12 protein-coding genes and 1 pseudogene are annotated in these 15,185 nt (G+C 60.6%); 8 read left to right on the top strand and 5 right to left on the bottom strand.

All coding sequences use genetic code 11. The annotated features are described in order from the left end of the window. Position 1: 1 nt before the first annotated feature. The gene (gene fmt, locus KBB36_RS14775; protein ID WP_290982389.1) at positions 2–916 is read left to right on the top strand and encodes a methionyl-tRNA formyltransferase; all 915 of its coding nucleotides are present in this window, start codon (positions 2–4) and stop codon (positions 914–916) included. Beyond that, positions 916–1,659 carry a tRNA pseudouridine(38-40) synthase TruA gene (gene truA, locus KBB36_RS14770; RefSeq protein WP_290982387.1) on the top strand — a complete coding sequence of 248 codons (744 nt, stop codon included), beginning with the start codon at positions 916–918 and terminating at the stop codon, positions 1,657–1,659. Before fmt ends, truA begins: the two co-directional genes overlap by 1 nt. A 49-nt stretch (positions 1,660–1,708) precedes the next feature. On the opposite strand, the pseudogene KBB36_RS14765 reads toward truA, so the two are convergent. Beyond that, positions 1,709–2,194 (bottom strand): annotated as a pseudogene (locus tag KBB36_RS14765) (peroxidase family protein); the annotation flags it as partial. Positions 2,195–2,254: 60 nt separating this feature from the next. On the opposite strand from KBB36_RS14765, the gene KBB36_RS14760 reads away from it, so the two are divergent. Together KBB36_RS14760 and KBB36_RS14755 are read left to right on the top strand one after the other, a co-directional pair. Then, positions 2,255–3,502 carry a type II toxin-antitoxin system RelB/DinJ family antitoxin gene (locus tag KBB36_RS14760; protein WP_290982385.1) on the top strand — a complete coding sequence of 416 codons (1,248 nt, stop codon included), beginning with the start codon at positions 2,255–2,257 and terminating at the stop codon, positions 3,500–3,502. Positions 3,503–3,744: 242 nt separating this feature from the next. Beyond that, the gene (locus KBB36_RS14755) at positions 3,745–4,335 is read left to right on the top strand and encodes a hypothetical protein (protein WP_290982383.1); all 591 of its coding nucleotides are present in this window, start codon (positions 3,745–3,747) and stop codon (positions 4,333–4,335) included. Here the strand turns inward: KBB36_RS14755 and KBB36_RS14750 are convergent. The 4 genes from KBB36_RS14750 to dapE form a co-directional block, all read right to left on the bottom strand. Beyond that, positions 4,332–5,558, bottom strand: coding sequence for a phospholipase D family protein (locus KBB36_RS14750; RefSeq protein ID WP_290982380.1), 1,227 nt, complete (start codon positions 5,556–5,558; stop codon positions 4,332–4,334). The genes KBB36_RS14755 and KBB36_RS14750 overlap by 4 nt on opposite strands. A 262-nt stretch (positions 5,559–5,820) precedes the next feature. Next, positions 5,821–7,971 carry a catalase/peroxidase HPI gene (katG, locus tag KBB36_RS14745; RefSeq protein WP_290982378.1) on the bottom strand — a complete coding sequence of 717 codons (2,151 nt, stop codon included), beginning with the start codon at positions 7,969–7,971 and terminating at the stop codon, positions 5,821–5,823. A 293-nt stretch (positions 7,972–8,264) separates the two neighbouring features. Further along, positions 8,265–8,867, bottom strand: coding sequence for a DUF6624 domain-containing protein (locus KBB36_RS14740; protein WP_290982375.1), 603 nt, complete (start codon positions 8,865–8,867; stop codon positions 8,265–8,267). An 83-nt stretch (positions 8,868–8,950) separates the two neighbouring features. Next, positions 8,951–10,093 (bottom strand): succinyl-diaminopimelate desuccinylase, encoded by a 1,143-nt coding sequence (gene dapE / locus KBB36_RS14735; RefSeq protein ID WP_290982372.1) that lies wholly within the window; start codon positions 10,091–10,093, stop codon positions 8,951–8,953. Positions 10,094–10,317: 224 nt separating this feature from the next. On the opposite strand from dapE, the gene secA reads away from it, so the two are divergent. From secA to KBB36_RS14715, 4 genes are all read left to right on the top strand, one after another. Beyond that, on the top strand, positions 10,318–13,023 hold the full coding sequence (secA, locus tag KBB36_RS14730) for a preprotein translocase subunit SecA (RefSeq protein WP_290982369.1): 2,706 nt from the start codon (positions 10,318–10,320) through the stop codon (positions 13,021–13,023). A gap of 2 nt (positions 13,024–13,025) precedes the next feature. Next, positions 13,026–14,057: a DUF2891 domain-containing protein gene (locus KBB36_RS14725; protein ID WP_290982366.1), complete on the top strand. Its 1,032-nt coding sequence runs from the start codon at positions 13,026–13,028 to the stop codon at positions 14,055–14,057. Further along, on the top strand, positions 14,054–14,341 hold the full coding sequence (locus tag KBB36_RS14720) for a hypothetical protein (RefSeq protein WP_290982363.1): 288 nt from the start codon (positions 14,054–14,056) through the stop codon (positions 14,339–14,341). Before KBB36_RS14725 ends, KBB36_RS14720 begins: the two co-directional genes overlap by 4 nt. Positions 14,342–14,401: 60 nt before the next feature. Beyond that, a partial coding sequence (locus KBB36_RS14715) for an epoxide hydrolase family protein (protein WP_290982360.1) occupies positions 14,402–15,185 on the top strand: 784 nt, incomplete at its 3' end.

Below are 15,185 nucleotides of genomic sequence, written 5' to 3'. Positions count from 1 at the left end.
GATGCGCCTGGTTTTTATGGGCACGCCGGATTTTGCCGTGCCGGTTTTGCGCGCCTTTCTGGATGCCGGCGACACGATAGCCGCGGTTTACACCCAGCCGCCGCGACCGGCCGGGCGGGGTTATAAGCTGACGCCTTCGCCGGTGCAGGCTTTTGCCGAAAGCCGCGGCCTGCCGGTGCGCTCGCCCCTATCGCTGAAAAACCCCGAAGCGCAGGCCGAGTTTGCCGCGCTGGATGCCGATGCGGCCGTGGTGGTGGCCTATGGCCTGCTGCTGCCGGCGCCGATCCTGGCGGCGCCGCGGCTGGGCTGTTTCAACCTGCATGCCTCTTTGCTGCCGCGCTGGCGCGGCGCGGCGCCGATCCAGCGCGCCATCCTGGCCGGCGATGCCGAAACCGGGGTTTGCGCCATGCAGATGGATATCGGCCTGGATACCGGCCCGGTGCTGGCGCGCGAAACTGTGCCCATCGGCCCGCGCATGACTGTAAGCCAGTTGCATGATGCGCTGGCGGCAGCGGGGGCGCCGTTGATGCTGCGCGCCCTGCATGAGCATGCCGCCGGCAGGCTTTTGCCGCAGCCGCAGGCGGCCGAGGGCGTGACCTATGCCGCCAAGCTGAGGCCGGAGGAAAGCCGCATCGACTGGCAACAGCCGGCAAATGTGATCGACCGCCAGATCCGCGCCTTCAATCCCGGCATCGGCACCTGGTGTGAACTTGATGGCGAAAGGCTGAAAATCCTTGCCGCCGAGCCGGTTGATCGCCAGGGCCAGCCGGGCATGCTGCTGGATGACAAGGGCCTGGTGGCCTGCGGCAGCGGCGCTTTGCGGCTGCTGCGGGTGCAGCGCGCCGGCAAGCCGCCGGCCGATCTCGCCGCCTTCCTCAATGGCCGGCCGCTGCCTGCCGGCACACGGCTCGGCTAGTGCCGCGCTACCGCCTGACGCTGGAATATCATGGCGGGCCCTATGTCGGCTGGCAGCGCCAGGAGAGTGGCCGCTCGGTGCAGCAGGCGGTGGAGGAAGCCGTGGCGGCGATGCTGGGCGGCGCCGAAATGCCCACGGTGTTTGCCGCCGGGCGCACCGATGCCGGCGTGCATGCGCGCGGCCAGGTGGCGCATGTTGATCTGCCCAAGGATTTCGCCCCTGAGCGGCTGCTGACCGGGCTGAATTTCCATCTGCGGCTCGAGCCGGTGAGTGTGCTGGGCATTGCCTATGCCGCGCCGGATTTCAATGCCCGGCTGGATGCCAGGGCGCGCTGGTATCTCTACCGCATCCTGACCCGGCATCCGCCGCCCAGCATCGAGGCCGGGCTGGTGTGGCATGTGCCGGTGGCGCTGGATGCCGAGGCGATGCAGCAGGCGGCGCAGACCCTGATCGGGCATCACGATTTCACCAGCTTCCGCGCCAGCGAATGCCAGGCCAATTCGCCTATGCGCACGCTGGAACAGCTCAGCGTGCAGCGCCAGGGCGCGGAAATCCACATCACGGCGCGGGCGCGCAGTTTCCTGCATCATCAGGTGCGCAACATGGCCGGCACGCTCAAACTGGTGGGCGAAGGCAAATGGCAGGCCGGCGATGTGGCCGCCGCGCTCGCCGCCCGCGACCGCCGTGCCGCCGGCCCGACCGCGCCGCCGGACGGGCTGTATTTCATGGGCGTGGACTATTGAGGGATTGATACCCGGGCCGGCCTGAACCGGCCCGGGATCATCTTGTGGCTCAGGCCGCGAGGTCGAAGCGGTCGGCGTTCATCACCTTGGTCCAGGCGGCGACGAAATCCTGCACAAACTTCTGCTTGGCATCGTCCTGGGCATAAACTTCGGCATAGGCGCGCAGCACCGAATTGGAACCGAACACCAGATCCACCCGGCTGGCGGTCCATTGCACCGCGCCGGTCTTGCGATCACGCAGTTCATACTGGTTCAGCGCCACCGGCTGCCAAGCATAGGCCATGTCTGTCAGCGTGACGAAAAAATCATTGCTCAGCATGCCGGGCCGGGTGGTGAACACACCCTGCTGGCTGCCGCCATGATTGGCGCCCAGCACACGCAGGCCGCCCACCAGCACGGTCATCTCGCAGGCGGTGAGGCCCATGAGCTGGCTGCGATCCAACAGCAGGGTTTCGGCGCTGACGGCATAATCCTGCTTCAGCCAGTTGCGGAAGCCGTCATGCAGCGGCTCCAGCACATCGAAGGAAGCGGCATCAATGTGCTACATTGTATTTCACTTTAGACTGCACTATATTGAATCCTGATAGGGGAAGCCATGTCAACCAAGCCCACGACGACAATACGCATTGACCAAGAGGTTAAAAAGCGCGCCAGCGAAGTCTTTGACGAGATTGGCATTAGTATGTCAGCAGGAATAAATACCTTTTTGAAGGCCGTGGTTCGTCAGGGCGCCATGCCATTCGACATAAATACGGAACGATCAAAACCACAACAGAAATGTCGAAATGCGACACTCAATCATGCATTTATATTCAAGAAAGACGAATTCTATACTCAATACGAAGATATTGCTAAAGAAATGGTCAAACATGTCAATTATCTAAGAGGCAAAACTATTCTCTGCAACTGTGACGACCCCTTCGAATCAGCATTCTTCCGTTACTTTTCTCTCCATTTTAATAAGATCGGATTGGCAAAACTAATATCCACTTGCTACGCAAGCTCGCCAATTGCGGGCAGCGAATATCCGCTGGAGGAAGGCACCAGCGCCTATCAAGCTATAGTGACCGAGGTGCCTGATGAGCAGCTAGTGCGGCCAGACGGTTCGCTAGATTTAGAGACCCTGTTCGCTTTGCCAGGCAATTCTCTCGTTCGCCTTGATGGCGATGGGGATTTCCGGTCAGCAGAATGCGAGGCATTGCTCGAGCAAGCTGACGTGGTCGCCACAAACCCACCTTTCAGTCTCTTTCGTGAGTACATTGGGCAACTGGTGCAGTTCGAAAAGGATTTTATAATCTTAGGAAACATGAACGCCGCAACGTGCAGGGAGGTATTTCCCCTCTTTCGTAACAACAAAGTCTGGTACGGAGAATCTATCCGTTCTGGAGACCGCAAATTCTATGTACCTGACATCTACCCGCTAAACGCAGCCAACTGCGGCATTGACGAAAAAGGGAGGCGTTTTATCCGGGTCAAAGGCGTCCGGTGGTTCACCAATTTGGATAATAATCGTCGGCATGAGTCAATAGAGCTTTCCTGCAACTATAGTCCAGATGAATATCCACGCTATGAAAACTATGATGCTATTGAAGTCGCGCGCACGCAAAATATCCCTCAGGACTATTATGGCTTGATGGGCGTGCCGATTACGTTCCTTGACAAATACAGCCCTGATCAATTCGAAATTGTCATGCTTGCAAACGGTAATGCGCGTACAAATGTATCTGCGAGGATTCTTGAAGAGGTAAGTTATAGGCCACATCCTGAAGATAGAGGGGGCGTCGGAATCATCAATGGCAAGAGGGTCTATGCGCGAATCTTGATTCGCAGAAGATCGGCATGATTAGTCAAATGCGGGTGCCGTGCGCATATCAAGGTGGCAAACAGCGCGTCGCAGCTCAGATCGTAGACCTTCTTCTCGAGACAAAACCCGGCCCGAATTCGCGATTTTACGATCTATGTTGCGGCTCCGCCGCAGTGTCGATCGAACTCGTGAAGAGGGGCGTTGAGCCATCTCGAATTTGTATGCTCGATATAAGCTCTTGGGGCGCCTTCTGGACCGCCATTTGCTCTGGCACATTTGACATGGATGTTTTTGATCAGTTTCTGTCAGAATTGCCGACTGATAACCACGACTTCAAGGCTCACATGTCGGCTCTTTCCGCACTCCCAGTGGGCGAGCACGAAGCTGAACTTTACCCGTTGCTTCAGGCATGCTCTTTCGGTGGCAAGCAAATTTGGCTGAACGGTAAACGCTGGGCGAATGCTTGCTTTAGGGATTTCTGGCAGCCGACGGCAACCAGTATACGCCGCAGCCCCGCCAATCCGATGCAACCCTCTCCGACGGAACTGCGTCGCCGCATTGGTATCCTTGCACAGCACATGAAGGGCGCAAATTGCCTAAACACGGATATCATGGCGATCCTCAGCTGCCCCATTCCTAATGACTCGGTCGTGTATGTAGATCCGCCATACCAGGACACGACTGGATATGCCTTCGGCTTTGATGTTACCTCATTCATAAGAAAGTTCCGCGATGTCAGTGAGGCCCCTCTATTTGTTTCAGAGGGAGTGCCATTGAACAGCGAGGCAGTTATGCTCGATTTCGGTGGAGCGAAAGGAGGCATCAGTGGGGCTCGAAAAGGCAAACATCAAGAATGGATCAGCCGCTTTTAGATGATGCCGAGCTTTCTGGAATTACCTGTGACTCCATTTCGCGCCAGAATTTGTGACGCGGCCTCGAAACTCGGCAGATCAGCCTCCGGAAACACTGACATGAAGTAATAGCCCGCCTCAATTTCCGTGAAGGTGACGATTTTTTTAACCAAGTAGAATTCTTCGCCTTTAGCCCTGAACGCGTCAGTGATTTTGGTATTAGATGAATTGCTTCCTTTTATCTGGAGTCGCCAAGTGCCGTTTGCTTTGTTCCCAGTAGGGTAAAGGATCATGTTTCCAAAATAATCAATACCTTCAAAATTAAGCGTAATGTGCTTGGTGTGCTTGGTATTTGCAGGGTTCAGACCAAAAAACTCAACCCCCCCGCGCATAAATTTAGGGTCGCCCAGGTCGAACTTGGTACCGCTGGGGTCTCCGCTCATCACAAGGGATTTCATCGATAAATCTAGTATATTCCTTGAACCGCCGGTCATGCGACTAGTCTCAAACCAGATAGTTTTGCCCACAGCTTCATCAGGAACCATGGCCAATGCCGGGAGAGTAGGAGAAACTGTGGCAACTCCTTGACCTGTCGATTTGGGCAAATGCGGAAGTTTAGCTTTAACCCCGTATCCAAATAGCCTTTTTTGGGTTCCATCTTTCTTCGCCGCTTTCGACTGCCGGACTTGCTCTATAACTTCTTTGATAACGTAGCCGTTTTGAAGAAGTTTCTCCACATCCTCTTGCGCTTCAATGGACATTATGGAGTCGCCAAGCAACTTTAATTTCGTAAGGAAATCATCCATTCCAGCTTGAATGTGCGCCACGCTGGCATTCGATCCCTCAAGGGGGATGAATGTCGAGCTTTCGAAGTTGGTCCATAGACCGCCTCCCGTTAGATTGTGTGAACCAACAACTAGCAGGCCCTTCGCATATCCCAAAAATTGATAGACTTTCGCATGAAAGGTTTGGCCTTTTTCAGAGTGTACGACATTCAGCGTATCCGAATACAAAAGCAAAGCGGTGAGAGCTTCGTAGGACGTCCCGCCAAGATCGACCCCCACGTAGACATTTACTTTTCCCCCGCTTTTCCTGAATTTTTCAAGGGCGTTCTTTATCCTTAGCACACCGCTATTTTTGGCGAAGGCGACGGCGATATTCAGGGTATGGAAGTCACCCGAATCCAACAACTCGATCAGACGATTCCCAAGCTGCCCGGAGAATGGCTGGTTCATCAATTCCATTTGATACCCCTCAGAGCCCCTTAATGTGCCGAGGCCAAGTTGTATTTAGCTCTGGCATATTGCCTGTAACATCAACGAAAACAACAATCAGTCTACTTCCAACCCGAAAGCCTGCTTCCCTTTGCACCGGAGCAACTCGAGCGCCTGCGCCAGCCGTAACGCGCGCCATCGCGGGTCTTGCCCTTGCGGATAAAGCCGAATCGGCTGCAAATCGCGATAATACCCCGGGCCGGCCTGAACCGGCCCGGGATCATCTTGTGGCTCAGGCCGCGAGGTCAAACCGGTCGGCGTTCATCACCTTGGTCCAGGCGGCGACGAAATCCTGCACAAACTTCTGCTTGGCATCGTCCTGGGCATAGACTTCGGCATAGGCGCGCAGCACCGAGTTGGAACCGAACACCAGATCCACCCGGCTGGCGGTCCATTGCACCGCGCCGGTCTTGCGATCCCGCAATTCATACTGATTCTGCGCCACCGGCTGCCAGGCATAGGCCATGTCTGTCAGCGTGACGAAAAAATCATTGCTCAGCACGCCGGGCCGGGTGGTGAACACACCCTGCTGGCTGCCGCCATGATTGGCGCCCAGCACACGCAGGCCGCCCACCAGCACGGTCATCTCGCAGGCGGTGAGGCCCATGAGCTGGCTGCGATCCAACAGCAGGGTTTCGGCGCTGACGGCATAATCCTGCTTCAGCCAGTTGCGGAAGCCGTCATGCAGCGGCTCCAGCACATCGAAGGAAGCGGCATCGGTCTGCGCTGCGCTGGCATCGCCGCGGCCGGGCGCAAACGGCACCGTGATATCGAAGCCGCCGGCCTTGGCCGCCTGCTCAACACCAACATTGCCGGCCAGCACGATGACATCGGCCAGGCTGGCGCCGGCCGCATCGGCGATCGGCTGCAACACGCCGAGCACGCGGGCCAGCCGCGCCGGTTCGTTGCCGGCCCAATCCTTCTGCGGCGCCAGCCGGATGCGCGCGCCATTGGCGCCGCCGCGCATATCCGAGCCGCGATAGGTGCGGGCGCTGTCCCAGGCCGTGGCCACCATGTCGCTGATGCTGAGGCCGCTTTTGGCAATGCTGGCCTTCACCGCAGCCACATCATAGCCGGTGTTGCCGGCCGGCACCGGGTCCTGCCAGATCAGGTCTTCCTGCGGCACATCGGGGCCGAGATAGCGCACTTTCGGCCCCATATCGCGATGCGTCAGCTTGAACCAGGCGCGGGCAAACACCTCCGAGAAATAGGCCGGGTCCTTGTGGAACCGCTCGGCAATGGCGCGATAGGCCGGGTCCTTGATCATCGCCATATCGGCATCGGTCATGATCGGGTTTTTGCGGATCGAGGGGTCTTCCGCATCAACCGGCTTGTCTTCTTCCTTGATATTCACCGGCTCCCATTGCCAGGCGCCGGCCGGGCTTTTGCGCAATTCCCATTCATGGCCGAACAGCATGTCGAAATAGCCGTTATCCCACTTGGTCGGATGCGTGGTCCAGGCGCCTTCAAGGCCGCTGGTGACGGTATCGCGGCCGATACCGCGGCTAGTCTTGTTGAGCCAGCCCAGGCCCTGGTCTTCCAGCGGCGCGCCTTCCGGATCGGGGCCGAGCCGCGCGGCATCGCCATTGCCATGCGCCTTGCCCACGGTGTGGCCGCCAGCGGTGAGCGCCACGGTCTCTTCGTCATTCATCGCCATGCGGGCAAAGGTGATGCGCACATCCTGCGCCGTGCGCAGCGGATCAGGCTTGCCGCCCACCCCTTCCGGGTTCACATAGATCAGGCCCATCTGCACGGCGGCAAGCGGGTTTTCCAGGCTGTCACGGCTTTCGCCGGCATAACGCCCGGCACCGAGCCATTCCTTTTCCGACCCCCAATAGACATCCTTTTCCGGATGCCAGATATCCGGGCGGCCAAAGCCGAAGCCGAAGGTTTTCAGCCCCATCGATTCATAGGCGATGGTGCCGGCCAGCAGGATCAGGTCGGCCCAGCTGATGCGGTTGCCATACTTCTTCTTGATCGGCCAGAGCAGACGGCGCGCCTTGTCGAGATTGCCGTTATCCGGCCAGGAATTCAGCGGCGCAAAACGCTGGTTGCCGGTGCCGCCGCCGCCACGGCCATCGGCAGTGCGGTAGGAACCGGCGGCATGCCAGGCCATGCGGATCATCAGGCCGCCATAATGGCCCCAATCCGCCGGCCACCAGGGCTGGCTGTCGGTCATCAGCGCATGCAGGTCGCGCTTCAGCGCCGCCACATCCAGCTTTTTCAGTTCGGCGCGGTAGTCAAAACCCGGCGCCATCGGATTGGTCTTGCCATCATGCTGGTGCAGGATGTCGAGATTGAGCGCATTGGGCCACCAATCCATCACACCGCTGCCGGTGCTGGTATGGCTGCCATGCATCACGGGACATTTGCCGCTAGTCATCGTCGCGTTTCCTTCCTTGTGGGGAATCGTCAAATCACCGGGGCGAAGCACCCTCACTGACCAGAGCTAGATTAGCATCGTTCTAAACTAGACGCAGACGGAAAATTCCGATTACAGTGATTGGCGGCGCCGAATGGGGTGTAACAGGAACAATTGGGGTGGCATTCACATCACAGCCGTCATGGTCGGCGTAGGCCGACCATCCACGAGTGCTTTATTGCCGGTCCGTTAAGTGAAAAACGTGGATGGTACGCCTTCGCGTACCATGACGGGTTTTGTTGTGACGGGAGCGCTTACTTGCGCCAACCCACCGCCTTGGCCCAGGCTTCGAATTCGCGCTGGCGGGCGAGCCAGGCGCCTGGGCTTGGGGCGCTGCCGCCCATTTCGGCATTTTCCTTGCGCTGCAATTCTATCGCCTGCGCCATCGGCACCAATTCGGCGGCGGTGCGGCGCAGGTCAACGGTTTCCGGCTCTTCTATCGGCAATGGCTCGAATTTGCCATCCACGGTCCAGTCAAACTGCGTGCCGTATACCTGCGGCCGGCCTTCCAGCATGCGGATACGATCGGTGAGCAATGCCACCTGCCAGCGCGGCACGCCGCCGCGTTCGGCGGCTTCTTCCATCAGATCGAGGCAGGCGCGCATAAAATTCGGCAGGCCGATGGCATGCTGCACAATCAGGAAAGCGGCGGTGGCGCCATCCTCGCCGGCCTGGAACTTGTCGGGCCAGTCGCCGGCATCAACAATCTCCGCCAGCGCCTTGGCATTCTCGTTATGCACCGCGCGCAGGGCCTCGTTATAACCCTGGAACAGGCTGCCATCGGCGGCGGCCTGCTGGCGCGTGCGGGTATCCTTCTCAAGCAGATCAAGCAAGCGGCGGCGGAGAACCTGGTCCATGGTCATATCCTGCAATCTGGCGGCCGAATCGGGCGGAATCCGCCGGATTAAAGCCCGCAGAGAGTTACCGCCAGCTTAAGACCTCAGGCGAAATAGCGCCGCAGCATGCCGAGATAGACATCGGCCAGCGCCCGGATATCGGCCACGGCGGCGCGTTCATCCACCTTGTGCATGGTCTGGCCGACCAGGCCGAATTCCACCACCGGGCAATAGGCCTGAATGAAACGCGCATCCGAGGTACCGCCCGTGGTGCTCAATTCCGGCTGCCGGCCGGTGCCTTCGGCCACCGCCTCGGCCATCGCCGCCACAAACCGCCCCGGCTGGGTCAGGAACGGCATGGCGCCATCCTCAAACGTCACCTCCACCTCTGCGCCGCCCAGCGCGCAGCAGCCTTCGATCCAGGCTTTCAGGCCGGCCGAATTCTGCTCGGTATTATAGCGGATATTCAGCACCGCGCGGGCCTGGGCCGGGATCACGTTATTGGCCGGATTGCCCACATCCACTGTGGTGATTTCCAGGTTCGACGGCTCAAAATGCGCATTGCCCAGATCAAGCCGGCGGGTGCGCAAGGCATGCAATATGGTGATCAGGCGCGGCACCGGGTTATCCGCCAGATGCGGATAGCCGACATGGCCCTGCATACCCAGCACGGTGATACGGGCGGTGAGCGAGCCGCGCCGGCCGATTTTCATCATCTCGCCCAGGCGCAGCGGATTGGTTGGCTCGCCAACCACGCAGGCCGACAGGGTTTCGCCCTTTTCTTTAAGCCATTTCAACACCTTATCGGTGCCATTGATGGCCGGGCCTTCCTCGTCGCCGGTGATCAGCAGCGAAATCGACCCCTGGAAGCTGGCGCCGCGTTCGGCCAGGAATCGCTCGGCGGCGGCGGCAAAGGCGGCAATGGCGCTTTTCATATCGGTGGCGCCACGGCCATAAAGCTGGCCATCGATGATCTCGGCGCCGAAGGGATCAACCGTCCAGCCCTGCGGATCGCCCACCGGCACCACATCGGTATGGCCGGCAAAACAGAAATTCGGCCCGGCCTGGCCCCAGCGGGCATAAAGATTATCCACATCCGGCGTGCCGGGAGCCGAAAAACGCAGCGGCTGGCAGGCAAAACCCAGCGGCTCCAGCGCGGCTTGCAGCACACCCAGCGCGCCCTGGTCGGCAGGCGTGATGCTGGGGCGGCGGATCAGGGCTTGCGCCAGGGCAACAGGGTCGATCACGGCTGGTTCTCCTTGCCCCTGTGGGACGAATGCGCCGCATGTAACCCTTTGATCGGGCGCGGGTCAACCGGGCCGGGAGGGCTGTTTGACGGCGATTCGACGCCCGCTTGCGTTGACAGACCGGCCCCCGCCCCTTATCTCTCACCCGGGTCTTTTTTCGGCCTGTCCTGGCGTTTCCGGCCCTGCCGGCCACGCCCACCCCAGCCGACAATCAGAGGTATGGCATGTTCGGCGCGCTCGCCAAGAAATTGTTCGGTTCGGCCAATGATCGCGCAGTGCGCCCCTTCACCAGGAAGGTGCAGGCGATCAACGGGCTGGAAAGCCAGATTGCCGCCCTGGATGATGCGGCGCTACAGGCCAAGACGGCTGAATTCCGCGCCCGGCTCGAAAAAGGCGAAACCCTGGACAGCCTGCTGGTGGAAGCTTTCGCCGTGGTGCGCGAAGCCGCCAAGCGCGTGCTGGGCCAGCGCCATTACGATGTGCAGCTGATCGGCGGCATGGTGCTGCATTCCGGCAAGATCGCCGAAATGAAGACCGGCGAAGGCAAGACCCTGGTGGCCACCCTGGCGGTGTATCTCAATGCGCTGCCCGGCAAGGGCGTGCATGTGGTGACGGTGAACGATTACCTGGCGCGGCGCGATGCCGAATGGATGGGCCGGGTTTATGGTTTCCTCGGCCTCACCACCGGCGTGATCGTGCATGGCCTGGATGACGAGGAACGCCGCGCCGCCTATGCCTGCGACATCACCTATGGCACCAACAACGAATACGGCTTCGATTATCTGCGCGACAATATGAAGTTCCAGCGCGATGCGATGGTGCAGCGGCCTTTCGCCTATGCCATCGTAGACGAGGTGGACAGCATCCTGATCGACGAGGCGCGCACACCGCTGATCATCTCCGGCCCCTCGGAAGACACCACCGATCTGTATGTGAAGGTGAATGTGCTGATCCCGAGCCTGACGGCGGAGGATTTTGAGAAGGACGAGAAGCAGCGCACGGTGAATTTCACCGAAGCCGGCACCGAGCATATGGAGCAGTTGCTGCGCCAGGCCGGCCTGCTGAAAGCCGATACCGATCTCTACGATATCGACAACATCGCCGTGGTGCATCACGCCAACCAGGCCCTGCGCGCGCATAAGAGCTTCACCCGCGATGTGGATTACATCGTGAAGGATGACAAGGTTATCATCATCGACGAATTCACCGGCCGCATGATGGAAGGCCGGCGGTATTCCGATGGCCTGCATCAGGCGCTGGAAGCCAAGGAAGGCGTGTCGGTGCAGACCGAGAACCAGACCCTGGCCTCGATCACCTTCCAGAATTATTTCCGCATGTATCCCAAGCTGTCCGGCATGACCGGCACGGCGGCCACCGAAGCTGCCGAATTCGGCGATATCTATGGCCTGGACGTGGTGGAAATCCCGACCAATGTGCCGGTGAAGCGGCTTGACCAGGATGACGAGGTTTACCGCACCGCGCAGGAAAAATACGAAGCCATCGCCAATGTGATTGCGGAATGCCGCGCCAAGGGCCAGCCGGTGCTGGTGGGCACGGTGTCGATTGAAAAATCCGAAGTGCTGTCTGGCCTGCTGAACCAGAAGGGCGTGCAGCATGCGGTGCTGAATGCCCGCTTCCACGAGCAGGAAGCCGGCATCGTGGCCCAGGCCGGCCGGCTTGGCGCCGTGACCATCGCCACCAACATGGCCGGCCGCGGCACCGACATCCAGCTCGGCGGCAATGCCGAGATGCGCATCAAGGCCGAGACCGAGGGCCTGGAAGGCGAGGCGCTGGCGGCCAAGATCGCCGCGATCCGCGCCGAAGTGGCGGCCGAGAAGGACAAGGTGCTGGCGGCTGGCGGCCTCTGCGTGGTCGGCACCGAACGGCATGAAAGCCGCCGCATCGACAACCAGCTGCGTGGCCGTTCCGGCCGCCAGGGCGATCCCGGCGCCTCGCGCTTTTTCCTCAGCCTGGAAGACGACCTGCTGCGCATCTTCGGCTCCGAGCGCATGGACAGCATGTTGCAGAAGCTGGGCCTGAAGGATGGCGAGGCGATCACCCATCCCTGGATCAACAAGGCGCTGGAAAAGGCGCAGCAGAAGGTGGAAGCGCGGAATTACGAAATCCGCAAGCAGCTGCTGAAATTCGACGATGTGATGAACGACCAGCGCAAGGTGGTGTACGAGCAGCGCATCGAATTGATGAGCACCGACAATGTGGCCGACACCATCGCCGACATGCGGCGTGAGATCGTCGAAAATCTGGTGGCGCGCCATATCCCGGAAAAGGCCTATGCCGAGCAATGGGATGCCGCCGGCCTGCAAGACGAAGTGCAGCGCCTGTTCGGGCTGGACCTGCCGATTGTGGATTGGGCCAAGGAAGAAGGCATCGCCGATACCGAAATCCTGGAACGCCTCCAGGATGCCGCTGATCGCAAGATGGCCGAAAAGGCCGCCAATTTTGGCCCCGACCTGATGCGCATGATCGAGCGCAGCCTGCTGTTGCAGGTGCTGGACCAGAATTGGAAGGAGCATCTGCATCATCTGGATTATCTGCGCCAGGCCATCGGCCTGCGCGCCTATGCCCAGAAAGACCCGCTGAACGAATACAAGCGCGAAGCCTTTGCGCTGTTTGAGCAGATGCTGGTGCGTATGCGCGAGAATATCACCGGCGTTTTGGCGCGAGTGGAAGTGCGCGCCGAACAGCCGCCGGCCGATCTGTTTGCCCGGCCCAGCCAGCCGATGCAGGAAAGCCGCGGCGAATTGCTGGAAGGCGGCGCCGAGCCGCAGCCCGGCCAATTGCCATCCCGCCCGGTGCAGGCTTCGGCCCAGGTTGATCCGAATGATCCGAATACCTGGCGCGCCACGCCGCGCAATGCGCTGTGCCCCTGCGGCTCGGGCAAAAAATACAAATACTGCCACGGCAAATGAGCATGACGCAGCGCCAGGGTGGCCTTACAGAAACCCAGGCGCTGCGTTTCGCCGCGCTGCCGTTGCGCAATCTGACGGCGGAATATCCCAACCATCTGGCGCATCTGCTGAACGGGCCGGCCGATCTGCTGCCGCCGCGCGCGCTGCATCCGATTTTCTACGGCAGTTATGACTGGCATTCGGCCGTGCATGGCTTCTGGCTGCTGGCGCGCTGCCTGCGGCGTTTCCCCAACCTGCCCATCGCGCCGCAGATCGTGGCGCTGTTTGACACGCATCTGACCGCCGAGCATGGCGTGGCCGAAGCCGCCTATTTCCAGGCGCCGGGCCGCGCCGGCTATGAACGGCCCTATGGCTGGGGCTGGCTGCTGGCGCTGGCCGCCGAATTGCAGCATTTGCCGCAGGCTCATGCCGCCGATTGGCGCGCCGCGCTGAAACCGCTGGAACTGGTGATCCTGGAGCGGCTGCCGCCTTACCTGCACAAGCTGACCTATCCGATCCGTGTCGGCACACATTTCAACACCGCCTTCGGCATGCTACTGGCGCTGCATTACGCCCGCAGCACCGGCCAGGCCGAGCTTGCCGGCCCGCTGGAAAACATGGCGCGGCGGTATTACGGCCAGGATGCGGATTATCCGGCGTTGTATGAACCGAATGGCGACGATTTCCTTTCCGGCGGCCTGACCGCTGCGTTTTTGCTGGCCCAGATACTGCCTGGCGCCGAATTCGCCGCCTGGTTTGCGCAATACCTGCCGGGCTATTTCCATGGTGCCGGCGGGCCGTATCATCCGGTGATGGTGGCGGATCGTTCGGATGCCAAGGGTGTGCATCTCGATGGCCTCAACCTTTCGCGCGCCTGGTGCCTGCGCGGCATTGCGGCGGCGCTGACACCGCATCATTCCGCCCATGGCACCTTGCAGCGGCTGGCCGACCAGCATGAAGCTGCCAGCCTGCCGTTTCTGGAAAGCGGCGAATATGGCGGCGAGCATTGGCTGGCGACCTTTGCCGCGCTGGCCGTGGAGGGCCTGGGCGATTGAAACCGCTGCTGGCCTTGCTGCTGATCCTCTGGACGCCGGCGGTTCTCGCCCAGAGCCGGCGCTGTGCCGAACCGCCGCGGCCGCCGCTCTGCCTGGAACGGCTGGGCAGCAGCAGCGACAACCAGGCCGTGGCCTATTGCCGGTCGGAGGTGAATGCCTATCGCTCACGCCTGAACCGCTATCTGGATTGCCTGGCCGATGCCGCCGAGCAAAGCCGCCGCGACCTGGAGCAGGCCGAGCGCAAGCTGGAATGCCATGCCCGTGGCGGCAGCATCTGCCCGTAGAACAGGTGACAGGAGTCACCAGTTATGGCTTGCTGAACTGAATAGCAGCCGGGAAGCGCCATGACGCCGTTCAAGCCTGAAGCCTACCAGATCCATATTCCCGAAGCGACCCTGGCCGATCTGAAACAGCGCCTGGCGCATAGCCGGCTGCCGCGCCAGCCTGACGATGCCGCCTGGCAATATGGCAGCAACCGCGCCTATATGGCCCGGCTGCTGGCGCATTGGCGCGATGGCTTTGACTGGCGCCACTGGGAAACACGGCTTAACGGCTTCCTGAATTACCGCGTGGCTTTGCCGCGCCCGGATGACGGCAGCCACCAGATTGTGCATTTCCTGATCGAGCCGGGCAGCGGCGCCGGCGATGGCGTGCCTGGGCCACGCCCGCTGCTGCTGACCCATGGCTGGCCCGGATCGGTGTTTGAATTTATCGACGTGATCGAACGCCTGGCGCATCCGGAACGCTTCGGCGGCGACGTGGCCGATGCCTTCACCGTGATCTGCCCAAGCCTGCCGGGTTATGGCTTCTCGATGCCGCTGCATAAGCCGATCAGCCCGCGCCAGGTGGCGGCTTTGTGGCATGACCTGATGGTGCAGGCGCTGGGCTTCAAGCGGTTTTTTGTGCAGGCCGGCGATTGGGGCTCGATTGTCTCCTCCTGGCTCGGCGCCGATTTCCCGCAAGCCGTGGCGGCGCTGCATCTCAACATGGTGCCGCTGCGGCCGCCGCTGACCACGCCGCTGAACGAGGCTGAGAAGGCTTGGGCGGCGAAGGAGAAGCAGCGCCAGAGCAGCGAGAGCGGCTATTACGCCATCCAGAGCACCAAGCCGACCACGCTGGGTTATGGCC

It is taken from the genome of Ferrovibrio sp. (genome assembly GCF_017994015.1).
In the GTDB taxonomy this organism is placed as follows: domain Bacteria; phylum Pseudomonadota; class Alphaproteobacteria; order Ferrovibrionales; family Ferrovibrionaceae; genus Ferrovibrio.
Note: the sequence above shows the minus strand (reverse complement) of the source record. Positions and strands in the feature narration are given on the sequence as shown.

What these genes read in the sequence shown, in the direction of transcription:
- secA (WP_290982369.1), top strand. Translation starts at nt 10,318, where the DNA reads ATGTTCGGCGCGCTCGCCAAGAAATTGTTCGGTTCGGCCAATGATCGC.
- fmt (WP_290982389.1), top strand. Translation starts at nt 2, where the DNA reads ATGCGCCTGGTTTTTATGGGCACGCCGGATTTTGCCGTGCCGGTTTTG.
- KBB36_RS14740 (WP_290982375.1), bottom strand. Translation starts at nt 8,867, where the DNA reads ATGGACCAGGTTCTCCGCCGCCGCTTGCTTGATCTGCTTGAGAAGGAT.
- KBB36_RS14750 (WP_290982380.1), bottom strand. Translation starts at nt 5,558, where the DNA reads ATGGAATTGATGAACCAGCCATTCTCCGGGCAGCTTGGGAATCGTCTG.
- KBB36_RS14755 (WP_290982383.1), top strand. Translation starts at nt 3,745, where the DNA reads ATGGATGTTTTTGATCAGTTTCTGTCAGAATTGCCGACTGATAACCAC.
- KBB36_RS14725 (WP_290982366.1), top strand. Translation starts at nt 13,026, where the DNA reads ATGACGCAGCGCCAGGGTGGCCTTACAGAAACCCAGGCGCTGCGTTTC.
- KBB36_RS14760 (WP_290982385.1), top strand. Translation starts at nt 2,255, where the DNA reads ATGTCAACCAAGCCCACGACGACAATACGCATTGACCAAGAGGTTAAA.
- katG (WP_290982378.1), bottom strand. Translation starts at nt 7,971, where the DNA reads ATGACTAGCGGCAAATGTCCCGTGATGCATGGCAGCCATACCAGCACC.